The sequence below is a fragment of the Streptomyces sp. NPDC094143 genome, from assembly GCF_040303825.1.
In the GTDB taxonomy this organism is placed as follows: Bacteria; Actinomycetota; Actinomycetes; order Streptomycetales; family Streptomycetaceae; genus Streptomyces.
In genome coordinates, this window is the sequence record NZ_JBEOTZ010000065.1 from 1 (window position 1) to 22,556 (window position 22,556).

Below are 22,556 nucleotides of genomic sequence, written 5' to 3' on the forward strand. Positions count from 1 at the left end.
TCCGAGAAGTACCAGCTCCGCCCCCGCGACTGGGACACCGCAGAACGCGAAGGCCGCACCATCACCCCCCTGCTCACCCGGCTCAACACCATCCGCCGCACCCACCCCGCACTGCACCGGCTCAGGAACCTGCGCTTCCACCACACCGACAACGACGCGCTCATCGCGTACAGCAAGCGCGCCGGATCCGACGTCGTCCTCGTGGTCGCCAACCTCGACCCGCACCACACCCAGGAGGCCACGGTCTCGCTGGACATGCCCCAACTCGGCCTGGACTGGCACGAATCGGTGCCGGTGCGCGACGAGCTCACCGGCGAGACCTACCGCTGGGGGCGGAACAACTACGTGCGCCTTGAGCCGGGGCGGGCTCCGGCGCACGTGTTCCACGTCCAGTCGCCGCCCGCCGCGCAAGGGAACGGAGGGGCAGGAACGTCATGACCGTGAACGAGCCCGTGCCGGACACCTTCGAGGACACGCCCGCCAGGGACCGCGACCCGGAGTGGTTCAAGCGCGCCGTCTTCTACGAGGTGCTGGTCCGTTCCTTCCAGGACAGCAACGGCGACGGCGTCGGTGACCTGAAGGGACTGACCGCCAAGCTCGACTACCTCCAGTGGCTCGGCGTCGACTGCCTGTGGCTGCCGCCGTTCTTCAAGTCGCCGCTGCGCGACGGCGGCTACGACGTCTCCGACTACACGGCCGTGCTGCCGGAGTTCGGCGACCTGGCCGACTTCGTGGAGTTCGTCGACGCCGCCCACCAGCGCGGCATGCGCGTGATCATCGACTTCGTCATGAACCACACCAGCGACCAGCACCCCTGGTTCCAGGAGTCCAGGAAGGACCCCGACGGACCCTACGGCGACTACTACGTGTGGGCCGACGACGACAAGGGCTACCCGGACGCGCGGATCATCTTCGTCGACACCGAGACGTCGAACTGGACCTTCGACCCGGTGCGCGGCCAGTACTTCTTCCACCGTTTCTTCTCGCACCAGCCCGACCTGAACTACGAGAACCCACGCGTCCAGGAGGAGATCCTGGCCGCGCTGAAGTTCTGGCTGGACCTCGGCATCGACGGGTTCCGGCTGGACGCGGTGCCGTACCTCTACGCGGCCGAGGGCACCAACTGCGAGAACCTGCCCGCCACCCACGCCTTCCTGAAGCGGGTCCGCCGCGAGATCGACGCGCAGTACCCGGACACGGTGCTGCTCGCCGAGGCCAACCAGTGGCCCGAGGACGTCGTCGACTACTTCGGCGACTACGCCGCCGGCGGCGACGAGTGCCACATGGCCTTCCACTTCCCGGTCATGCCGCGCATCTTCATGGCCGTCCGCCGTGAGTCCCGCTACCCGGTCTCGGAAATCCTCGCCAAGACCCCGGCCATTCCGTCGAACTGCCAGTGGGGCATGTTCCTGCGCAACCACGACGAGCTGACCCTGGAGATGGTCACCGACGAAGAGCGCGACTACATGTGGGCCGAGTACGCCAAGGACCCCCGCATGCGCGCCAACATCGGCATCCGCAGGCGCCTCGCTCCCCTGCTGGACAACGACCGGCACACGATCGAGCTGTTCACCGCCCTGCTGCTGGCCCTCCCCGGCTCGCCGATCCTCTACTACGGCGACGAGATCGGCATGGGCGACAACATCTGGCTCGGCGACCGGGACGCGGTGCGCACCCCGATGCAGTGGACCCCGGACCGCAACGCCGGGTTCTCCACCTGCGACCCGGGCCGCCTCTTCCTGCCGGCGATCATGGACCCGGTCTACGGCCACCAGGTGACCAACGTCGAGGCGTCCATGGCCTCGCCGTCGTCGCTGCTGCACTGGACCCGCCGCATGATCGAGATCCGCAAGCAGAACCCGGCCTTCGGACTCGGCTCCTATACCGAACTGCCCTCCTCCAACCCCGCGGTGCTGGCCTTCCTGCGCGAGTACGAGGACGACCTGGTGCTGTGCGTGAACAACTTCGCACGGTTCGCCCAGCCGACCGAACTCGACCTGCGCGAGTTCGCCGGGCGCCATCCGGTGGAGTTGTTCGGCGGGGTCCGCTTCCCCGCCATCGGTGAACTTCCCTATCTGCTGACCCTCGGGGGCCACGGCTTCTACTGGTTCCGGCTCACTCGAGTCGCCTCGCGCATCGGCCGGCGACTGTGAGCATGCGCCGACGAAAGGAGGCGTGACCATGCCGAAGACCGCATCCCTCCGCCCGGACCCCACGCGCCTGGCCGAGCCCATGGAGTCGCTCGGCGGGCTCCTGCGCGACTGGCTGCCAAGGCAGCGCTGGTTCGCGGGCAAGGACCGGCCCGTCACGGAGCTCGGCCTGCTGTCGATGACCGAGCTCTTCCCGGGCTGTCTGCACCTGCTGATCCACGCCGGTCACGCGGGCCACACGGGCGTGCCCTCCCCCGGCGGGACTCCCCCGGCGGGCGACTGCTACCAGCTGCTGCTCGGCGTACGGGAGCAGCCGTCGCGGCGGCTCGGCCGGGCGCTGATCGGGCAGGTGCAGGACGGGCCGCTGGCCGGCCTGACCGTGTACGACGCGCTGCACGACCCGCGCTCGGCCCAGCTGCTGCTGGACCGGCTGCGCCACCCGGGCACCGCGGGCCCGCTGCGCTTCGAGTGCGACCCGGACCAGCGGTTGCCCGCCGGACTGGTACCGCGCCTGCTGGACGCGGAGCAGTCCAACTCCTCGCTGGTGTACGGCGACGAGTACATCCTGAAGGTCTTCCGGCGCATCCAGCCGGGCGTCAACCCGGACCTGGAGGTGCCGGGTGCGCTCGCCCGGCAGGGCTGCCACCGCGTTCCCGCGCCCGTCGCCTGGTTCCAGACCAGGCACCCCTTCCAGGCCACCCTCGGTGTGCTCCAGCCGTTCCTGCGGGACGCCTCCGACGGCTGGACGCTCGCGCTGCACGCGCTGGCCGCCGGGGAGGACTTCACGGCCCAGGCGCGGGCGCTGGGCGCGGCCACGGCGGAGGTGCACCTCGCACTCGCCTCGGCCTTCCCGGTCGGCGCCCCCGGCGAGAACGGGCGCACGGCGTCGGCGATGGTCGAGCGGCTGGACGCCGCCGCGCACTGCGTGCCCGTGCTGCAGCCGTACGTGCCGGGCCTGCGCTCCGCGTTCGCGGCTCTGACCGGCTGCGATGCCGGGCCGCCCGCCCAGCGCATCCACGGCGACCTGCACCTCGGTCAGGTGCTGCGGGCCGGGCGCGACTGGTTCGTCATCGACTTCGAGGGCGAGCCGTCCCGGCCGCTCTCCGAACGGCGCAGCGCCCACTCCCCCGTGCGGGACATCGCCGGGATGCTGCGCTCCTTCGACTACGCCGCCCGGCAGCGCCGCCCCTGGCGCCCGGAGTGGGCGCGGCGCTGCCGCGAGGCCTACTGCGCGGGCTATGCCGCCCGCGCCGGCTGGGACCCCCGCAAGAAACACGGACTGCTCCGCGCCTACGAGACGGACCGGGCCGTGTACGAGGTGCTGTACGAGGCACGGCACCGCCCCGACTGGCTGCCTGTACCGATGGCGGCGATCGAGCGCCTCGCCGTGAGAGGAGACTGAGCCGTGGCCCTGCGAGACACCTCAATCCCGGAGCCGTCCGGCCCGGTCCCGAGCCCGACCGCGCCCGCGCCCGCGCTGAGCCCGGAGGACCGCGGGCGCCTGCTGGCGGGCGCCCACCACGATCCGCACGCGCTGCTGGGCGCCCACCCGGTCCCGGGCGGGGTCGTGTTCCGGGCCCTGCGTCCCTTCGCCCGCGCGGTGAGCGTGGTGATCGACGGGCGGCGCACGGCCCTGGTCTCGGAGGGCGACGGCCTCTTCTCGGGGGTACTGCCGCTGGCGGAGATCCCCGACTACGCCCTGCACGTCGCCTACGAGGACGCGGATCAGGAGACGCACGACCCGTACCGCTTCCTGCCCGCGCTCGGCGAGCTCGACCTGCACCTGATCCGCGAGGGCCGGCACGAGCAGCTGTGGCAGGCGCTCGGCGCCGAGCCCATGACCCATGAGGGCGTGGCCGGCACGCGGTTCACGGTGTGGGCGCCGAACGCGCAGGGCGTGCGGGTCGCCACGGACTTCACGCACTGGGACGGCACGCAGTTCCCGATGCGCTCGCTCGGCGCGTCCGGGGTGTGGGAGCTGTTCCTGCCGGGCGTCGGCGAGGGCACCGCGTACAAGTTCGAGATCCACTCCCGGTACGGGCAGCGCTTCCTCAAGGCCGATCCGATGGCCCGCCGCACCGAGGAGCCGCCCAACACGGCGTCCATCGTGACGGCCTCGCACTACGAGTGGAACGACGCGGAGTGGATGGCGCACCGCGCGGACCGGCCGGTGCACGAGGCGCCGTTCTCGGTCTACGAGGTGCACCTGGCGTCCTGGCGGCCGGGGCTGACCTACCGGGAGCTCGCCGAGGAACTGCCCGGGTACGTCAAGGAGCTGGGTTTCACGCACGTCGAGCTGATGCCCGTCGCCGAGCACCCCTTCCACGGCTCCTGGGGCTACCAGGTCACCGGCTTCTACGCGCCCACGGCCCGGCTGGGCACGCCCGACGACTTCCGGTTCTTCGTCGACGCCTGCCACCGGGCCGGAATCGGCGTGATCATGGACTGGGTGCCGGCGCACTTCCCGAAGGACGACTGGGCGCTGGCCCGGTTCGACGGGGAGCCGCTGTACGAGCCGGGCGACGACCGGCGCGCGGAGCACCCCGACTGGGGCACCTACGAGTTCGACTTCGGCCGCACCGAGGTGCGCAACTTCCTGGTCGCGAACGCCGTGTACTGGTGCGAGGAGTTCCACATCGACGGGCTGCGCGTGGACGCGGTCGCCTCGATGCTCTACCTGGACTACAGCCGCGAGGACGGCCAGTGGGAGCCCAATGCCTACGGCGGCCGGGAGGACCTGGCGGCCATGGCGTTCCTGCAGGAGATGAACGCGACGGTGTACCGGCGCGCCCCGGGCGTGGTCACGATCGCAGAGGAGTCCACCGCCTGGGGCGGGGTGACCCGGCCCACCGACACCGGCGGGCTCGGCTTCGGGCTGAAGTGGAACATGGGGTGGATGCACGATTCGCTGGAGTACATCTCCCACGAGCCGGTGCACCGCAAGTACCACCACCACGAGATGACGTTCTCGATGGTGTACGCCTACAGCGAGAACTACGTCCTGCCGATCTCCCACGACGAGGTCGTGCACGGCAAGCAGGCGCTGGTGACGAAGATGCCCGGCGACTGGTGGCAGCGGCGGGCGAACCTGCGGGCCTACCTGGGCTTCATGTGGGGCCACCCCGGCAAGCAGCTGCTGTTCATGGGGCAGGAGTTCGCCCAGGGAGCCGAGTGGTCGGTGGAGCACGGGCCGGAGTGGTGGCTGCTCGACGAGGGCTACCACTCGGCGGGCGACCACCGGGGCGTGCGCGACCTGGTCCGTGACCTGAACAGGACGTACCTGGCGACACCGGCGCTGTGGCAGTGCGACACCCGGCCGGAGGGCTTCCGGTGGGTGGCGGTGGACTCGGCCGACGACAACGTCTACGCGTTCCTGCGTTACGACGCCGAGGGCAGTCCGCTGCTCGCGGTGTCGAACTTCTCCCCCGTCGTCCGGCCCGACTACGGCCTGTGGGTCCCGGGGGACGTCGTCGCCTGGCAGGAGACCCTCAACACCGACGACACGCGCTACGGCGGCAGCGGTGTGACCAACCCCGACGCGGTCAAGCCGGAGGACGGCGTGGTGCGGATCACCCTGCCTCCGCTGGCCACGGTGTGGCTGACACCGCTCACGGGGTGAAGTCCGCCCGCCGCACCAGGTGTCCGACCCGCAGGTAGGGGGCACTGGGGGTCTACCCCGGGAAAACCCGGTGGTCGACGCTTCGGAGTCTTGGAAGGCGGGCATCAGGTGCGGACCGTGGGAGTGGAGGAGGAACTCCTCCTGGTCGATCCGGAGTCCGGGGAGCCGCGGGCACTGTCCGCGGCGGTCCTGGCGCGGGCGGCTCAGGACGACGCTGATCAGGACGTGTTCGAGAAGGAACTCCACGAGCAGATGCTGGAGTTCGCGACGCATCCGCAGTCGTCGATGGAGGAGCTGCACGCGGAGATCGTCCGCTGCCGCAAGGAGGCCGCCCGGCACGCCGGGGAGATCGGCTGCACGGTGGCGGCGCTCGCCACGTCGCCGCTGCCGGTGAGTCCGGCGGTCGGGCTGAACCGGCGCTACCAGTGGATGGCGGACCAGTACGGCATCGCCACCCAGGAGCAACTCGTCCTGGGATGTCATGTGCACGTGGCGGTGGAATCGGACGAGGAGGGGGTCGCGGTCGTCGACCGGCTGCGTCCCTGGCTGGCGGTCCTGCGGGCGCTCAGCGCGAACTCGCCGTTCTGGCAGGGCAAGGACACGGGGTACAACAGTTACCGCAGCAGGGTGTGGCTGCGCTGGCCGTCGGCTGGCCCGACCGAGATCTTCGGCTCGGCCGAGCGGTATCACCGTCTGATCGCGGACATGGTGGCCACCGGGGCCCTCCTCGACGAGGGGATGATCTACTTCGACGCGCGGGTGTCCCCGCGCTACCCGACGGTGGAGCTGCGCGTCGCCGACGTCTGCCTGCACTCGAAGACGGCCGTGCTGATCGCCACGCTGGTACGCGGACTGGTCGAGACGGCCGCACGCGAGTGGCGGGAAGGCCGGGAGCCGCTGGACCACAATGTGAGCCTGCTGCGGCTGGCCGACTGGGAGGCCGCTCGCTCCGGGCTGACGGGCGAGCTGCTGCACCCGGCGACCATGCGGCGCATGCCCGCCGAGTCCGTCGTTCGGGCCCTGCTGGAGCACGTCGAGGAGGCCCTCGACGGCACCGGGGACCTGGAGCAGGCCCGGGCGGGCTGCGAGGAGTTGCTGCGCGACGGCAACGGGGCGCAGGTGCAGCGCGAGCTGATGGAGCGCACGGGCAGCCTGCGGGACGTCGTCACCGAGTGCGTGCGTCACACGCAGGGCTGAGACGCCCCCGGGGGGTCGTCGCCTCCTGAGAGGATTCGTCGCCTCCTCAGAGGATCAGGACGAGGGCGTAGGCCAGGAAGAAGGCCGCGATCAGCACCGTCAGGACGATGATCACGGCCATCGGTGCCTTGGCCCAGCCCTTGGTCGGGCTGTGGGGCTCCCGCGGCAGCGCCTCGGGCATGCTGCTCTCCGCGGGCGGGGTCTCGCCCGGCGGCACACCGCCGCCGGGCTCCAGACCGGTGCTGCGCTCGGGCTCGGGATCTGGACTGTAGTGATTCATGTCTCCCGGGTCCCCCGATCACGGCGAGATCATCAGCGGACCCACTTCCGTATTTCCCGACCCCGAAGGGTCCCGACTCGACTACATTCGAGCACCGCCGATGACGGTACCCGTCGGCAGCGTGACACGACGTACATGTCAGGAGCAGTGCATGCGCGACCTCGCCCTCGCTCCACCGGCCGTCTCGCCCCTGACCGGCGGGCTCGCCGACAGCGTCTTCGAGACGGCGGACCGGGAACCGGCGAGGCCGGTGCTCGCCCGCCGCGCCGACCCGGCCTCCGCGGCCTGGGAGGAGGTCACGGCGATCGAGCTGCGCGACGAGGTGGTGGACGTGGCCAAGGGCCTGATCGCCACCGGGATCGCGCCGGGCCACCGGGTGGCTGTCATGGCGCGCACCCGTTACGAGTGGACGGTGCTGTGCTACGCGCTCTGGGCGGTGGGGGCCGAGGTCGTGCCGATCTACCCGACGTCCTCCCGTGACCAGGTCGAGTGGATTTTGCGCGACTCCGGCTGCGTGGCGGTGGTGGTCGAGGACGAGCAGGGCGTCATGACCGTCGGCTCCGTGTGCGCGTCGCTGCCGATGCTGGGCCACGTCTGGCAGCTGGACGCGGGCGCGCTGGAGGAACTGGCGGTGCGCGGTCAGGACGTGCCGATCGCCACGGTCGACTCGATGCGCCGCATCGTGCTGCCGGACTCCACGGCCGTCATCGCCTACACCTCCGGCACGACCGGCCACGCCATGGGCTGCGCCCTGAGCCACCGCAACCTGGCCGTCACCTGCGACACACTGCTGGCCGGCTGGGGGCACACGGCCGCGCCGCGCGGGGAGCAGGGCTCGGTCCTCGCGTTCCTGCCCTTCTCCCACGTGTACGGGCTGATGATCCAGGGCCTGTGCGTGCGCGGCGGGCTCCTCATGGGCCACCAGGCGGATCTCGGCGGCGAGGCGCTGTCGCAGGCGCTGCGCTCGTTCCGTCCCACCTACTTCTACGCGGTCCCGTCGGTCTTCGAGAAGATCTACAAGAACTTCCTGCGCACCGCGCAGCAGGGCGGTCACGGCGGGCTCTTCGAGCGGGCCGCCGAGACCGCGCGGGACTTCGCCGCCGCCCTGGAGCGCCAGCGGCTCGGCCGGGGCCGCGGGCCCGGATTCGACCTGCGGCTGCAGCACGCCCTGTACGAGCGCACGGTCTACCGCCGGCTGCGGGCCGCGCTCGGCGGCCGGGTGCAGCGGGCGACGTCCGGCGGCTCACCGCTCAGCCGCGACCTGTCGCTCTTCTACGAGGGCATCGGCATCTACGTGCACGACGGGTACGGCCTGACGGAGACCGCCGGTGGCGTGACGATGCAGCCGCTCGGCCGGGAGAAGTCCGGGACCGTCGGGCAGGCGCTGCCGGGCACGGAGATCCGGGTCGCCGAGGACGGCGAGATCCTGGTGCGCGGGCCGTCGGTCTTCCAGGGCTACGTCGGCGACGAGGCGGCCACCCGGGCCGCGCTGCGCGGCGGCTGGCTGGCCACCGGGGACCTGGGGCGGCTGGACTCGGAGGGCTATCTGACGATCACCGGCCGCAAGAAGGACATCATCATCACGAGCAGCGGCAAGAGCGTCGCCCCGGCCGCGCTGGAGCAGCGGCTGCGGATGCATCCGCTCATCCACCAGGCGGTGGTCGTGGGCGACAACCGGCCCTGTGTGGGCGCCCTGATCACGCTGGACCCGGAGTTCCTCGCGCACTGGCGGGCCGCGCTGGCCCTGCAGGGCGAGATGCGGGAGGCCAGGGAGGAGAACGCGCTGCGGGAGGAGGTCGCCCGGGCCGTGGCCGCGGCCAACAGCTCCGTGTCGCGGTCGGAGTCGATCCGGGTGTTCCGGGTGCTGCCGGAGCCGTTCGACGTGACCAACGGGCTGCTGACCCCTTCGATGAAGCTGCGCCGGGACGAGATCGTGCGGCACTACGCCGGCGAGATCGACGCGATGTACGCCTCCCGCAGGCGCCCCGGGCGGCCGGGCACCCCGGAGGAAGCCGCACAGGGGGACGATTCCGACAGTGTGTTCCGTTGAGCGTGCGCCCGGACGCGTAGGCCTCGCCCCCTCGGGAACACGCAACAGTGGCGACGCAAGAGAAAGGACGACAGCCCTGACGGCAGCCCTAGCTGACGCCCGGGCCGGAAAGGCGATATGTCAACCGAGCCGCGTGGGGACGACGCCCTGACCTCCGAGGAGATCCCGAGCCGCACGAACAGCTTCGTGGGCGAGCCGCATGACGTGACGGGTGCGCGGCTGGCCGCGGAGGAGTTCCTGCGTGACCTCGCCCGCTCCTCCCCGCCCTCTGCCCCCGAGTACTGGGACGACATCCTGCTGGTGGTGACGGAACTGGCCGCCAACGCGGTCCAGTACGCCCCGGGGCCCTTCGCACTGCGGATGCGCCGCACCTTCGACGGCGTGCACGTGGTCCTGCACGACACCAGCACCACCGAACCGGCCCCGCGCCCCTTCGATCCGCGCAGCGGTGGCGGCGGCATCGGCTGGCACCTGATCCACACGCTGTGCGACCAGGTGAGCGTGGTGACCGACGACCAGGGCAAGGACGTACACGTCTTCCTGCCCTGGTGACTCCCGACCGCGAGCGGCACGGGCGCGGCGCGCGCCCGTGTCCGCCTCAGACCGAGGTCGTCTCGCGCGGGGGCAGCCTGTCGTAGTAGTCCCCCACGGCCCGCAGGTACCGCTGGTCCCGCGTCTCGCTGTCCGTCTGGAAGCGGGGAGCCGCCTTGGCGTCCGCCCTCGTGCAGGCCAGGGTGACCTTCCGCGCTTGGGTGTCGATGCCGGTGACGACGCCCGCCGGCACCAGGACGCTGCGGCCGAACACCCAGACGCCGGTGTCGACGACCAGGTGCCGCAGACCGTGCGGATCGGCCTCCCGGTCCACGTGCCCGATGGTGCCGTCGGCCGCGACGACGGTGAAACCGGTCAGGTCCTGCCCCTCGACGTGACCGCTGTCCGGCGCGTACGACCAGATTCTCTCGATGGTCACGCTGTTCCATCCTCCCTGACGGTGTGCGGATCGCTCTCGACCCGGCGGACGGATCGCCGTCCGCGCTGCTCCACAGCAGCAGTTACCCCTCTGCCGCACACGCATTCGGAGTACCCGTGTACCAGCGTGGGGGAACGCGATCGGGGACTGATTCGGATCGGGGGGCATGGAGGGCGGTTTCCGGGGTAAGCGCGGGGGCGCGGTGAGATCGGAGCCCGGCAGCGAAGGGAGGCACGTGAAAGACGGCAGTCGAGCCCGCGACACGACCGGCATCCCCCCGCACCGCGGTCATCCCCAGAGGTGACCAGCCCAGGCCGTAGCACTTGTTGGAGGTACCCGTGCCCCTCGCCCAGAACCCGCTGTCCGTGGAAGTCGAACTGCCCCGGGAGGACGTGGCCCTGTTCACGGTCGACGGCTACCTGGACGTCGACACCGCGACCGAGTTCCAGGCCCATCTGGCCAACCAACTCCACCACGGCCGACGCCACTTCCTGCTCGACCTCTCGTCCGTCCCGTTCATGGACTCGTCGGGGATGAACATCATCCTGCGGGTCTACCAGGAGACCCGCGGCGACGCCGGCAGCGTGCACGTGATCAGCCCGACACCCGCCGTGCGGCGCATCCTCGATCTGACCGGCGTGAGCATCACGGTGCCGATATCGGAGAGTGTGGAGGAGGCCCTGGCCCGCGTCGACGCGGGGCCGGTGATCCCTGAGGAGACGGAAGGCGCCTGACCCCGGGGCGCGCTGGGCCCGGCGCCGGTGAGGACCGGCCGGGGCCCCGGCTTCGCCCTGCCCGCACGGTGGTCCACCCCCTCGCCCGCCGTCCCACGGCGGTGCTCCACCGCCGTCGCCGGAACCGGACCGCTTGCGCCGGATCCGGTGTCGTACGAGGTCGGCGCATGGTTAGAGTTGTCGCCCGGCAAGTGTCACATCGCCGTTCTCGTTGCCAGAAGCGGGCTCGGTCGACGCAACGCGGATGAGGAGAGAACCAGGTGCCGGAGCACGAAGCGGACGGACAGCTCGCCACGCCGACGCACGAGGTGCGGGACTTCCTGCACCGACGGCGTGAGCAGATCGCCCAGCGGTGGGCGGACGAGCCCCTGTTCCGCACCGTGTTCACCGTCTCGCGCGACGAGGCGGTGGAGGCGGGCAAGGCCGTCGTCGACGCACTGGCCCAGGTGGCCGACTCGGACCAGGTGGAGGACCCGGACGCCGCGGGCTTCAGCGGGGTCCGCGAGCAGCTGGCCCGCATGGGCGCGGCCCGCTCCCGCGCCGGGCTGTCCAACACCCAGGTCTCCACCGAGCTGGCCGCCCTGCGGCCGCCCGTGGAGAATCTGCTGGCCGCCGACCTGGAGCAGGCGCCGCCCGAGCACCTGCGGGCGTGTTCGACCGCGCTGACGGTGCTGATGGGCACCCTGCGGCTGGTGGCCATGCAGACGGCGCTGAGCGAGTGGCAGGCGCTCAGCGACCGGCAGCGGATGCAGCTGCTGGAGGTGGCCACGCCGGTCATCCGGCTGTGGGACGGCGTCGTGGCCGTTCCGCTGATCGGGACGCTCGACAGCGCCCGCAGCCAGGTGGTGATGGAGACCCTGCTGAACGCCGTCGTCGACCAGCACGCCCGGTTCGCGATCCTCGACATCACCGGTGTGCCGACGGTCGACTCGCTGGTGGCGCAGCACCTGATGAAGACGGTGGCGGCGGCGCGGCTGATGGGCGCCGAGTGCATCGTCTCCGGCATCCGGCCGGCCATCGCCCAGACCATGGTCCACCTCGGCCTGGACCTCGACGTCCTCACCCGCGCGAGCCTCTCGGACGCGCTCGGGTACGCGCTGCACCAGCTCGGCGCCGACATCGTCAACCCGGGCGCGGGTCAGCGGTGAGCGACGCCTTCCCCCGTCCCGTCCCGGGGCACGTGCCGGTGCTCCGGCTCGGCGACGTGCTGCTGGTCACGCTCCAGGGGGACCTGCACGACAGCACGGCGCAACAGCTCCAGCAGGACCTCGCGGAGACCATCTCCCGTACCGGGGTCCGCGGTGTCCTCATCGACATCTCCGGCGTGGAGATCGTCGACTCCTTCCTCGGCCGGGTGCTGGCCGAGATCGCGGCGCAGGCCAAGCTGCTGGCCGCGCGGACGGTGGTGGCGGGCATGCGCCCCGCGGTCGCCATCACCCTGGTGGAACTGGGCCTGACGCTGCCGGGCCTGAGCACGGCGCTCAGCACGGAGGCGGGCATGGAGCTCCTCTCGCAGCACTCGCCGGCGGCCCGTGCCGGCGGCCCGCGTCAGGAGAGTCCGTGATGCACACCGCCGCGGGCGTCGAGGCCTGCCTGCCCATCCGGTCCGACATGGACCTGGTGTGGGTGCGACAGCACGTACGGCAGGCCGCTGCCCAGCTCGGCTTCGGTCTGGTGGAGCAGACCAAGCTGGTCACCGCCGCCAGCGAGCTGGCCCGCAACACCCTCGTGCACGGCGGGGGCGGACAGATGGAGGCGACCCGGGTCGTCTCCGGTGCCGCACAGGGGCTGCGGCTGTCCTTCGTCGACGAGGGGCCGGGCATCGCCGACCTCGACCTGGCGCTCAGCGACGGCTACACCTCCGGCGGCGGGCTGGGGATGGGGCTGAGCGGTGCCCGGCGCCTGGTGCACGACTTCGACATCGACAGCACGCCCGGATCCGGCACGACGGTGCGGGTGACGTGCTGGGTGGCCCAGCCGCCGCGGCCCCGCGAGGAGGCGTGATGCCGCGCGTGTGGGACATCCCGGTGCGTGACTCGACCCGCGTGCGCGACGCGCGGGTCGCCGCGGAGCAGGCGGCGGCGCTGGCCGGGCTCGACGAGCGGCGCACGGCGGCGGCCGCGCTGGTCGCGACCGAGCTCGCCACGAACCTCCTCAAGCACGCGGAGGGCGGGCAGGTGCTCATCGACCTCGTGGACCCGCCGGTGCTGGGGGACGGCGGTGAGGAGCCCCGCGTCGTGCAGATCGCCGCGATCGACCACGGCCCGGGCATCCACGACGTTCCCTCGGCTGTGCGCGACGGCTTCTCCACGACCCGTTCGCTCGGCGCGGGCCTCGGCACGTGCGTGCGCCTGGCCGACGACTTCGGCCTGCACAGCACGCCCGGCCGCGGCACGGTGGCGGTCGCCCGCGTCGGCTCCACGCCCCGCGGCGGAGCCGTGTCCACCGCCACGACGTCCTCCGCGTGGCCCGACGGGACCTCACGGGACGGGGACCCCTGGACGGGGCCCGGCATCCCGGCCTCCCCCGACGGTCCGTCACCGAGCGTCGCCCCCTCCCCCCTCGCGGCCGTGGCATGCGGCGGCCTGACGGGGCACCCGGCCGCCCCCGGCCCGGCCGGGCCGGACGCGTCCGCCCCGCGGCCGCCTCGGGGGAGCGACGCGGCGCCGGACGGCTTCGCCGGGGCGTCCGGGGCTCGTGCGACGCCGGACCGCTCCGCTGAGGCCCTCGCCGCGCCTGGCGGGCCCGTCGGCGGCCAGGACCGGCACGCGGCGCCCGGAGCGGGCGAGAGCAGCGATGTCGTGGGGCACTCGCACGGCTTCCCCGGGGCGGCGGGGGGTGGCGGGCCGGTAGGGCGTGTGGTGCGGGACGTATCGGCGCGTGGGCGCTCAGGGCCGCTCGCCGGGGTGCGGGCCGGCGGTGTGAACATCCCCTACGGCGGAGCCGAGTACTCGGGTGACGCCTGGACGTGCGTGCGGGCCGGGGAGCGGGTCACCCTGATGCTGGCGGACGGGCTGGGACACGGGCCGGAAGCCGCCCGGGCCTCGTCCGCCGCGGTCGCGGCCCTGCACCGGTGGGCCCACCTCTCCCCCGCCGATGCGCTGCGGCGCCTCCACGAGGCGCTCCGGGGCACCCGCGGCGCGGCCGTCGCCCTGGCCCAGCTCGACCTGCGAAAGGGGCGGCTGACGTTCGCCGGCATCGGGAACGTGGGGGCGCGGCTGCGCGCCGACGGCACCTGGCGGCACCTGCTGTCACGGCCCGGCATCGTCGGCGTCCACCGGCCCACCACCCTGCGCGAGGAGGAGGCCGGCTGGGCGGCCGACCGGCTGCTCATCCTGCACACCGACGGCCTGCCCAGCCGCTGGACACCGCCCGACGAGGCCGGCGCGCCCGCGGCCGACCCGGCCGTGACGGCCGCCGTGACGATACGCGACGCGAGCAGTCCCGCCCGGCCGGTGCGGGACGACACCGCCGTGGCCGTGCTGACTCCCACCCCGCCGGAACGCCCATGATGCGCACTTGGCAGATCACCACCGTCACCGACGCGGCACGCGCCCGGATCGCCCTCGCGCGCCTGGCCGCCGCGCACGGTGTGCCCACCCTCGAACGGACCCGGCTCGCCGCCGACCTCAGCGCCCACCTGCGGCAGTGCCTCACCAAGGGCGGCACCTGGCTGCTCACCCTGAACCTCGCCGGGTCGCCCGCCGAGGAAGGCCTGCTGCACGCCGTGGTGACTCCGTCGCCCGAGGCGTGTGCCGCCGGGGAGCCGCCGTGGGAGGTCACCGTCCCCTGCCCCGAGGCGGCCGGGGCCACCGAGGCCGGCACGGTCGCCGAGGACCCCGCGGCCCTCGCCGAGGCGCTGCTCGGCGCCGACGAGGACACGGCCGTGATCCTGGACAAGCTCACCGAGCAGGAGGACCTGGTCGCCTTCCACCGGGAGGAGCTGCACCAGACCAACCAGGGCGTGCTGGCCCTGCACGCCGAGCTGGACGCGGCCGGCCGGGCCCAGCGGGAGGCCTTCGCCGCCGAGCGCAGCGCCCGCAACGAGGCGGAGAGCGCCCGCCGCAGGCTGACGTTCCTGGCGGACGCGAGCGCCGTGCTGACGGCCTCCCTCAACCATGAGGAGATCGTGCGCCGGCTGCCCGAGCTGCTGGTGCCCGAGTACGCGAGCAGCGTCGACGTCTGGCTGTTCGACGAGGACGACAAGCACCGGTCGACGCCGCATCCGGCCGCCGCCGTGCTGGCCGCGCGGACCGGCCGGCCCCAGTACGCGGCGGACCATCCGGGCAACCTGCCGGGCGTCGACGACCAGCCGCCGTCGGCGCTGGACCCCGCCAGGCCGCTGCTGTGCGTGCCGCTGCCGACGCGGCGGGCCCCGCTGGGCGTCCTGACGCTGTCGCCGCCCGGCGCGCGCTGGGACCCGGACGACGCGGTGATGCTGATCGAGCTCACCCGGCGGGCCAGCATCGCCATCGACAACGCGCGCCGCTTCGAGCACAACCGCGACATCGCCGAGACGCTGCAGCGGGCCCTGCTCACGGACCTCCCGGCCACGCCCGGGCTCAGCCTGGCCGCCCGGTATCTGCCGGCCACGCACGGGCTGAACATCGGCGGTGACTGGTACGACGCCTTCCCGCAGCGCGACGGCGGGCTCATCACCGTCATCGGCGACGTGACCGGGCACGGTCTGCACGCGGCGGTCATGATGAGCCAGCTGCGCACCGCGCTGCGGGCGTACGCGGTCGACGGCGACAGCCCGGGCCGGCTGCTGACCCGGCTGCACCGGTTCCTGCACCACCTGCAGCCCGACCTGTACGCCACCGCCGTCATCGCCCGGTTCCACCCCGACGAGCCCACGCTGACCTGGGCCGCCGCGGGTCATCCGCCGCCGGTGCTGCGCCTGGCCGACGGCACCGTGCGCACCCTCGACGCCAAGCCCGGCGCGATGCTCGGCATCCCGCTCACCCAGGAGATCGACGACCACACGGTGCAGTTGTCGCCCGGCTCCACGCTCGCGCTGTACACGGACGGGCTGGTGGAGCGGCGCGCGCAGGGCATAGACCCGGGGATCGAGCGGCTGGCCGCGGCGCTGGGACGGTTCGACTCCGCGGAGCTGGACGCCGATCTGGAAGGTTCGGCGGACCGGATCCTGCATCCGCTGCTGAGCGACTCCGAGCGCGACGACGACGTGTGCCTGCTGCTGTGCCACGTCCGGGGCCACGCCGCGTCCTGACGAGCCCCCCCCAAGCGGTGCGCACGCCTTCTTCACTCCAGCCCGGTGCTTTCCGGCCACCGGGCGGGCATGGTGGTGATCGACGCGTTCGTCTGCCTGCCACGTCCGACTGGCACACCGACCGGACACGGGGTGGGATCGAGAGGGTGCGAACCGGCGATCCAGGGGCAGGCGAAAGGCGTTCGAGGCAGACCGCCTGGAGCCGCAGAAAGGGATGAACACCGTGACACGACCCAGGATCCTGGTGGTTGGCGCAGGCTTCGCCGGCGTGGAGTGCGTCCGCCGTCTGGAACGGAAACTCTCCCCGGACGAGGCGGACGTCACCCTGGTGACGCCGTTCGCCTACCAGCTGTATCTTCCGCTGCTCCCCCAGGTCGCCTCCGGCGTGCTGACGCCGCAGTCGATCGCCGTCTCCCTGCGCCGCAGCAAGAAGTACCGCACGCGGATCATTCCGGGCGGCGCCATCGGCGTCGACCTGAAGGCGAAGGTCTGCGTCATCCGCACCATCACCGACGAGATCGTCGACGAGCCGTACGACTACATCGTGCTGGCACCCGGCAGCATCACCCGGACCTTCGACATCCCGGGCCTGACGGACCACGCGTTCGGGATGAAGACGCTCGCCGAGGCGGCCTACATCCGGGACCACGTCATCTCCCAGCTGGACCTGGCCGACGCGAGCCAGGACCCCCAGGAGCGAGCCTCCCGACTGCAGTTCGTGGTGGTCGGCGGCGGCTACGCGGGCACCGAGACCGCGGCCTGCCTGCAGCGTCTGACGCACGCCGCCGTCAAGCGCTATCCGCGGCTGGACCCGGGCCTGATCAAGTGGCACCTGATCGACATCGCGCCGAAGCTCATGCCGGAGCTGGGCGAGAAGCTCGGGCGCAGCGCGCAGCAGATCCTGCAGCGGCGCGGCATCGAGATCTCCCTGGGCACCTCCATCGCGAAGGCCGGTCCCGAGGAGGTCACCTTCACCGACGGGCGGGTGATCCCGACCCGCACGCTCATCTGGACCGCCGGTGTCGTCGCGAGCCCGCTGATCGCCACGCTCGGCGCGGAGACCGTCAAGGGCCGTCTCGCGGTGGCCCCCGAGATGAACCTGCCGGGCAGCGACGGCGTGTTCGCGCTCGGCGACTCGGCCGCCGTGCCCGACCTGGCCAAGGGCGACGGGGCCGTGTGCCCGCCCACCGCGCAGCACGCGCTGCGGCAGGGCCGGCACGTCGCCGACAACGTCATCGCCTCGCTGCGGGGCCAGTCGATGACGCCGTACGTCCACAAGGACCTGGGGCTGGTCGTCGACCTCGGCGGCACCGACGCGGTGTCCAAGCCGCTGGGCGTCGAGCTGCGCGGCCTGCCCGCCCAGGCCGTCGCCCGCGGCTACCACTGGTCGGCGCTGCGCACCAACGTCGCCAAGACGCGGGTGATGACGAACTGGCTGCTCAACGCGGTCGCCGGAGACGACTTCGTGCGGACCGGGTTCCAGGCGCGCAAGCCCGCGCGGCTGAAGGACTTCGAGTACACCGACGCCTATCTGACGCCGGACCAGGTACGGGCGCACGTCGAGGGAACCGGACGGCAGGAGTAGCACCCGGCCCGGGCGGGGGCTGCCGCTCGTTGCGTGACATGCTGAGGTGCGGATCTTGGTGTGTGAGTCGGGAGAGAGTGCGGCGGCGTGAGGGCAGCGGAAGCCTCGGTGCGGACACGGCTGCGGGACCGGATCGCGGCGTCCGACCCGGGGCTGCTGCGGCTGACGGCAGGGCTGCGGACGGTCGGCGCGATCGCCCTCACCCTGGCCGTGCTCGCCCTGCTCGGGACCGGCGTGCCCCACTTGGTGGCGGGGGCCATGGCGGCCATGGTCGCCACCTTCGCCATCCGGGAGAAGCAGCCCGGCGCCCAGGCCGTGACGCTGGCGCTGGGACTGCCGGTGGCGCTGGCCTCGGTGAGCCTGAGCGCGGTGCTCGGCGAGCGTCGCGTCGTCGGTGACGCGTTCTTCGTCGTCCTGATCTTCTGCGCCGTCTACGGCCGCCGGTTCGGCGACCGGGGCACCGCGCTCGGGCTGATCGCCTTCCAGGTCTACTTCCTGTCCCTGTTCGTCGGTGCCACCGTCTCCTCGCTGCCCGCGCTGTACGGCGCGATCGCCCTGGCCTTCGGCTCCAGTGCCGTGCTGCGGTTCGCGGTGGTTCCGGCGACACCCGCCGGCATCCTGGTGCGGCTGCGGCTGGCCTTCCGGGCCCGGCTGGCCCAGCTGGTCTCCGCGCAGCTCGACCTCCTCGACGCGGGCGAGGACGACATGGACAGAGCCCTTCAGGCCGTGCGCGAGGGCACCGCGCGGCTGCACGAGACCGCGATGATGATCCAGGGGCGGCTGGAGGAGGGCACCCCGGACGAGTCGGCGGCGCGGCTGGTGCAGCGCCGGATCGCGGAGGCCGAGATCGCCGCCGAGCGGCTCGGTCTGCTGCTGCTGTCGGCCCGCAGCGCCGAACGGGCCGACACGCTCACCCTGCACCTGCCGGGCGCGCCCGCCCCGTCGGTGGCCGTGCCGGCCGTACCCGAGGGGTCCACCGCGACGCTGCGGCGCGATCTGCGGGCGCTGCACACACTCGTGCTGCGGGCCGGCGGCGGTGACACGGGCACCGCGCTGGCACATGTGCGCAACCGGCTCCTCGGCTACCGGGACGAGGAGAACCTGCCGCCCGCCTCCGCCGCCGTCCAGGACGTCTTCCGGGGCATCGGCGAGACGGCCCGCGCCGTGCTGGGGCTGCGGATCGCCCTGGACGGCCCGCAGGACGAGTCGGACGACTCCCCCGCCACCTCCCGCTCCCGTGAGGAGCTGGACGCCGAGGAGGCGGCGCTCGACGGGAGCGCGCAGGAACCGGACCAGGAAAAGCAGACGGGCCTGCGGCGCCCCACCACGCGCGCGGCCGTGCAGGTCGCGGTCGGTTCCTCACTGGCCATCGCGGGCGGGGAACTGCTGTCCACGCAGCGCTGGTACTGGGCGGTGCTGACGTGCTGGATCGTCTTCATCAACACCTCCTCGACGGGTGAGATCCTCGTCAAGGGCTACCGGCGGCTGCTGGGCACGGTCTTCGGCGTCGTGGCCGGCATCGTGCTGGCGGGGCTGGTCGGGCAGCACCCGGTGACGGCGTTCGCCCTGGTGCTGGTGCTGATCTTCGCGATGTTCTACACGGCGCCGCTGTCGTACACGCTGATGTCGTTCTTCGTCACGGCGATGCTTGGGCTGCTCTACACGCTGCTGCACACCTACAGCCTCGACGTGCTGGTGCTGCGGATCGAGGAGACGGCGATCGGCGCCGTGTGCGGGGTGGTCGCGGCGGCGCTGGTGCTTCCCGTGCGGACGGACCGGCGGACGAACGAGCTGCTCGGGACCGTGCTGGACCGGCTGGCCGAGGTCGCCGAGGCCGCGGTCGGTCAGCTCAGCGGCGGGCCCGCCGACGAGCTGCTGGACAAGGCGCGCGACCTGGACCAGGCGCTGGCCGACCTGCGGGCCGCCATCCAGCCGCTGACGCATCCGGTCACACCGCTGCGGGCCCGGCGGGACACCGCCCGGTACGTGGTGGCGCTGCTGGAGACGTGCGCCTACCACACGCGGACGCTGGCGGCCACCGCCGAACTGCTGCCCACGCATCCGTCGATCGCGGCGGACCCGCGGCTGCGCGGGGCGGCGGCGCGCACGGTGCGCAACATCGAGGCCATCGCGGCCCGGGTCGCCGACGAGAACGCCGGGGCGAAGGTCGAAACCGGCCCGAGCATCGCCTCGCTGCTGGGTTCCGACGCCGGCACACCGCGCTACGGCCGCATCACCGATCGGGTGCTGCGCCATCTGGAGCGGCTGGACGAGACGGTGGTCGGTCTCGCCCGGCCGCTGGGCGTGCCGGTGGTGGCACCTCGGGCGTGAGGCGCCGCCGGGGCCTGGAGGGCCGCCGGTTCAGAAGTCGGTGGGCAGTCCGCTCACCTCGGCGATGCCCCGCAGTTCCTCGGTCTGCCGGTGCCGTTCCTTGATGTAGTCGGCTATCTCGCCGAGCCGGACGGGGTCGGACGCGGTGGTCGCGTCGGTGACGATCCGGACCGGGCCGGTCTCGTCGACGTCGAGTTCGATCACTTCGTTGTCCAGGCGGCCCGTGACGGCGGTGGCGATGACGAGGGCGACCTCGTCACGGACCTCCTGGGGCAGTTGGTCGTTGGCATCGGAGTCGAGCGCGAAGTCGAGGCTGGACAGGCGTTCCTCGTCGATCGCCTCGAGGACCGGTTCCACCACACGCATCAGGAGGCGGTAGTCCTCCGTGTCCATCCGGATGCGCAGGAGGTCCAGGTACATGTCCACGGGCCGGCCGTCGCCATGCGGAATCTCGGAATCGCTCATCCGTCCCGTGTTCCCCGGGTAAGCCGGCTCAGACGCGCCGCCAGCGGGCCATGGCGAAGGAGAAGACGCCGAAGAGCACCAGTCCGGCCGCGACGCAGGCCAGCAGCCAGGGGCCGAGCGGGGTCTCGGCGAGACTGCGCAGGGTGTCGTCCAGGCCCTTGGCCCGGTCCGGTGCGTAGTCGATCGCGGCGCGGACGGCGAAGACACCGGCGACGGCGAAGACCAGGCCGCGGGCCGCGCCCCCGGCGACGCCGGTGACGTCGACCAGCCGCCGGGTGCGCGGGCTCATCTGCCCGAGCCGGAGCTTGTCGTGGTACTTGCGCATGACCGCCCGTACGGCGATCCAGCCGCCGGCCACGACGATCGCGATCCCGGCGGCGCCGACCAGCCACTGCCCCGCGGGGATCTCCAGGGCCCTGGCGGTGGCGTCCCGGGACTGCTGGTCGCTGGAGCCGCCGCTCTGGTGGCGGCTGGCCGCGAACGACAGCACCGAGTAGGCGACGAAGACGTAGAAGGCGCAGCGGGCCGCCGCCATGAGGCGCTTGCGCGGGCTGCGGCCGTCCTTGCCGACCGAGCCGAAGACGACCTCGGTCAGCCGCCACAGGGCCATGCCGACGAGCCCGATGCCCAGGGCCCACAGGAGCACGGCGCCGAACGGCTTCTGCGCCAGTTCCTGCAGCGCTCCTCCGCGGTCGGCCTGCCGGCCGGTGCCGCCGAAGGCGATCTGCAGGGCCAGGGCCCCGACGAGCAGATAGATCACGCCCCGGGCGGTGAAGCCCGCCCGGGCCGCCCCCTCGGTCACCGAGCCCCGCGCCATCCGCCGGGCCCGGAAGCGACCGCTCCGTGCCATCGCACTCGTGTTCATGTCGACCTCCCGGGATTCCGGATTCCCCGGGGCGGCGGCGGCACACCCGGCGCACCCTCAGGACCAGGAGGTTCCGCTTGTGGGCGGGCGTCCTGTGCCCCGGCAGCGCGGCGGTGTCCCTCGCGCACCGGGTTCAGGAGCGGCGCAGCCGGGCGCCCCGGCGGGCCCGGCCGAGGGCGTGCAGGTACTCCAGGGCGTCCAGGACCACCGTCCGGTCGTGCCAGGCGAGCCAGCGTCCCGCCTGGACGCCCATGGCGTCCAGGGCCTTGGTCTGGGTCGTCGTCAGTCCGCGCAGGGGCCGGTCCATGTGGGCCGAGACCATCCCGACGCACAGTCCGGACGGGGTCGTCAGCGGGACGCTGTGGCAGGCCCTGCTGCCCGCCGCGAGGATGGCGCGCCGGGCGGGCCCGGTGAACACCGGGTCGCTCTCCACGTCGCGCACGGTGACCTGGGCGACGTCCCGGGCGGCCCGTGCGCAGGAGGTGCCGTCCTCCCCGACGTGGGCGAAGAAGTCGACGAAGTCCGGCGTGAGCCCGGTGTGCTCCTCGATGCGCAGCCCGCCGCGGGCCCGGTCGGGAAGCTGCACGTTTCCCATGTCGGTGTCCGTCACCGTCAGCGTGTGGCTCAGTACGGCCCGCAGCACGGCGCTGCGGCTGGGGGACCCGGACTCGTGGGCGGTGGTGAAGGTCAGGTCCGGTGGCGGCAGACGGACGCGGCGCGGGAACCACAACGGCTCGCCGTCGCCGGGGCGCGGTGCGGTGACCAGGACGTCCGCCAGCGTGCGCAGTTTGACGTTGTACCGCTGGGAGGCCCGTTGCATCAGCGCGAAGGCGCTCTCCCCGTCGGCCAGCGCGTACCGCTCCTGCAGCATGCCCTGGGCCTGGGAGATCAGCGGGCGCACTCGCGCCCGGGCGCGCAGGTTGCGTACTTCGGCGCGCAGCCGCTCCAGCTCATCGTCATCGTCTGCGGCCGCCGGCCGCCCCGCCGTGGACATGGGACTCCCTGGTGTTTCCGTGCGGTGTGGGGGGACGCGCCGCCGTGTACTGCGCGCTGGTCGCCGCCGACGTCCGCCACGGG

Annotated in this window: 18 protein-coding genes and 3 pseudogenes; 16 read left to right on the forward strand and 5 right to left on the reverse strand. The window is 72.7% G+C overall.

The features are described 5' to 3' along the window. The 5 genes and pseudogenes from ABTZ58_RS37810 to ABTZ58_RS37830 all read left to right on the forward strand — a co-directional run. Nucleotides 1-438, forward strand: a pseudogene (locus ABTZ58_RS37810) (DUF3459 domain-containing protein); the annotation flags it as partial. After that, nucleotides 435-2,153 carry a maltose alpha-D-glucosyltransferase gene (treS, locus tag ABTZ58_RS37815; RefSeq protein ID WP_351367336.1) on the forward strand — a complete coding sequence of 573 codons (1,719 nt, stop codon included), beginning with the start codon at nt 435-437 and terminating at the stop codon, nt 2,151-2,153. The pseudogene ABTZ58_RS37810 and the gene treS, both read left to right, overlap by 4 nt. 28 nt (nt 2,154-2,181) lie before the next feature. Then, a complete protein-coding gene (locus ABTZ58_RS37820; RefSeq protein WP_351367339.1) occupies nt 2,182-3,552 on the forward strand; it encodes a maltokinase N-terminal cap-like domain-containing protein in 1,371 nt (456 codons plus the stop codon). A gap of 3 nt (nt 3,553-3,555) precedes the next feature. After that, complete coding sequence (gene glgB / locus ABTZ58_RS37825; RefSeq protein ID WP_351367342.1) at nt 3,556-5,769, forward strand: 1,4-alpha-glucan branching protein GlgB; 2,214 nt, start codon at nt 3,556-3,558, stop codon at nt 5,767-5,769. Between the two features lie 108 nt (nt 5,770-5,877). Beyond that, nucleotides 5,878-6,966: a glutamate--cysteine ligase 2 gene (locus ABTZ58_RS37830; protein WP_351367345.1), complete on the forward strand. Its 1,089-nt coding sequence runs from the start codon at nt 5,878-5,880 to the stop codon at nt 6,964-6,966. A 46-nt stretch (nt 6,967-7,012) separates the two neighbouring features. On the opposite strand, the gene ABTZ58_RS37835 is transcribed toward ABTZ58_RS37830, so the two are convergent. Further along, entirely contained in the window at nt 7,013-7,246 is a 234-nt protein-coding gene (locus tag ABTZ58_RS37835; protein WP_351367348.1) for a DUF6480 family protein, read from the reverse strand. 151 nt (nt 7,247-7,397) lie between these two features. Here ABTZ58_RS37835 and ABTZ58_RS37840 point away from each other — a divergent pair, with 151 nt between their 5' ends. Then, nucleotides 7,398-9,296: an AMP-dependent synthetase/ligase gene (locus ABTZ58_RS37840; RefSeq protein ID WP_351367350.1), complete on the forward strand. Its 1,899-nt coding sequence runs from the start codon at nt 7,398-7,400 to the stop codon at nt 9,294-9,296. A gap of 117 nt (nt 9,297-9,413) precedes the next feature. Further along, a complete protein-coding gene (locus tag ABTZ58_RS37845; RefSeq protein WP_351367353.1) occupies nt 9,414-9,848 on the forward strand; it encodes an ATP-binding protein in 435 nt (144 codons plus the stop codon). Between the two features lie 46 nt (nt 9,849-9,894). Here ABTZ58_RS37845 and ABTZ58_RS37850 read toward each other — a convergent pair whose 3' ends face one another. Beyond that, nucleotides 9,895-10,266 (reverse strand): PRC-barrel domain containing protein, encoded by a 372-nt coding sequence (locus ABTZ58_RS37850; protein ID WP_351367356.1) that lies wholly within the window; start codon nt 10,264-10,266, stop codon nt 9,895-9,897. Nucleotides 10,267-10,604: 338 nt separating this feature from the next. Here ABTZ58_RS37850 and ABTZ58_RS37855 point away from each other — a divergent pair, with 338 nt between their 5' ends. From ABTZ58_RS37855 to ABTZ58_RS37895, 9 genes and pseudogenes are all read left to right on the forward strand, one after another. Then, nucleotides 10,605-11,000: an STAS domain-containing protein gene (locus ABTZ58_RS37855; RefSeq protein ID WP_351367359.1), complete on the forward strand. Its 396-nt coding sequence runs from the start codon at nt 10,605-10,607 to the stop codon at nt 10,998-11,000. Nucleotides 11,001-11,260: 260 nt separating this feature from the next. Beyond that, entirely contained in the window at nt 11,261-12,148 is an 888-nt protein-coding gene (locus ABTZ58_RS37860) for an STAS domain-containing protein (protein ID WP_351367362.1), read from the forward strand. Further along, nucleotides 12,145-12,564: an STAS domain-containing protein gene (locus ABTZ58_RS37865; RefSeq protein ID WP_351367365.1), complete on the forward strand. Its 420-nt coding sequence runs from the start codon at nt 12,145-12,147 to the stop codon at nt 12,562-12,564. The genes ABTZ58_RS37860 and ABTZ58_RS37865 overlap by 4 nt, the downstream gene beginning before the upstream one ends. Continuing rightward, nucleotides 12,564-13,004, forward strand: a complete 441-nt coding sequence (locus ABTZ58_RS37870; protein WP_351367386.1) for an anti-sigma regulatory factor — start codon at nt 12,564-12,566, stop codon at nt 13,002-13,004. Before ABTZ58_RS37865 ends, ABTZ58_RS37870 begins: the two co-directional genes overlap by 1 nt. After that, a pseudogene (locus tag ABTZ58_RS37875) lies at nt 13,004-13,426 on the forward strand (anti-sigma regulatory factor); the annotation flags it as partial. The gene ABTZ58_RS37870 and the pseudogene ABTZ58_RS37875, both read left to right, overlap by 1 nt. Nucleotides 13,427-13,900: 474 nt before the next feature. Continuing rightward, a pseudogene (locus tag ABTZ58_RS37880) lies at nt 13,901-14,512 on the forward strand (SpoIIE family protein phosphatase); the annotation flags it as partial. Beyond that, on the forward strand, nt 14,509-16,233 hold the full coding sequence (locus tag ABTZ58_RS37885) for a PP2C family protein-serine/threonine phosphatase (protein WP_351367368.1): 1,725 nt from the start codon (nt 14,509-14,511) through the stop codon (nt 16,231-16,233). The pseudogene ABTZ58_RS37880 and the gene ABTZ58_RS37885, both read left to right, overlap by 4 nt. A 214-nt stretch (nt 16,234-16,447) precedes the next feature. Beyond that, nucleotides 16,448-17,818 carry an NAD(P)/FAD-dependent oxidoreductase gene (locus ABTZ58_RS37890; protein WP_351367371.1) on the forward strand — a complete coding sequence of 457 codons (1,371 nt, stop codon included), beginning with the start codon at nt 16,448-16,450 and terminating at the stop codon, nt 17,816-17,818. An 87-nt stretch (nt 17,819-17,905) separates the two neighbouring features. Then, nucleotides 17,906-20,149 (forward strand): FUSC family protein, encoded by a 2,244-nt coding sequence (locus ABTZ58_RS37895; protein ID WP_351367374.1) that lies wholly within the window; start codon nt 17,906-17,908, stop codon nt 20,147-20,149. 30 nt (nt 20,150-20,179) lie between these two features. Here ABTZ58_RS37895 and ABTZ58_RS37900 read toward each other — a convergent pair whose 3' ends face one another. The 3 genes from ABTZ58_RS37900 to ABTZ58_RS37910 all read right to left on the reverse strand — a co-directional run bounded on the left by ABTZ58_RS37900 (nt 20,180) and on the right by ABTZ58_RS37910 (nt 22,473). Next, nucleotides 20,180-20,614: a hypothetical protein gene (locus tag ABTZ58_RS37900; RefSeq protein ID WP_351367377.1), complete on the reverse strand. Its 435-nt coding sequence runs from the start codon at nt 20,612-20,614 to the stop codon at nt 20,180-20,182. A 28-nt stretch (nt 20,615-20,642) separates the two neighbouring features. Then, on the reverse strand, nt 20,643-21,479 hold the full coding sequence (locus ABTZ58_RS37905) for a DUF1206 domain-containing protein (RefSeq protein WP_351367380.1): 837 nt from the start codon (nt 21,477-21,479) through the stop codon (nt 20,643-20,645). Nucleotides 21,480-21,612: 133 nt separating this feature from the next. After that, a complete protein-coding gene (locus tag ABTZ58_RS37910; RefSeq protein WP_351367383.1) occupies nt 21,613-22,473 on the reverse strand; it encodes an ANTAR domain-containing protein in 861 nt (286 codons plus the stop codon). Between the last annotated feature and the right edge of the window lie 83 nt (nt 22,474-22,556).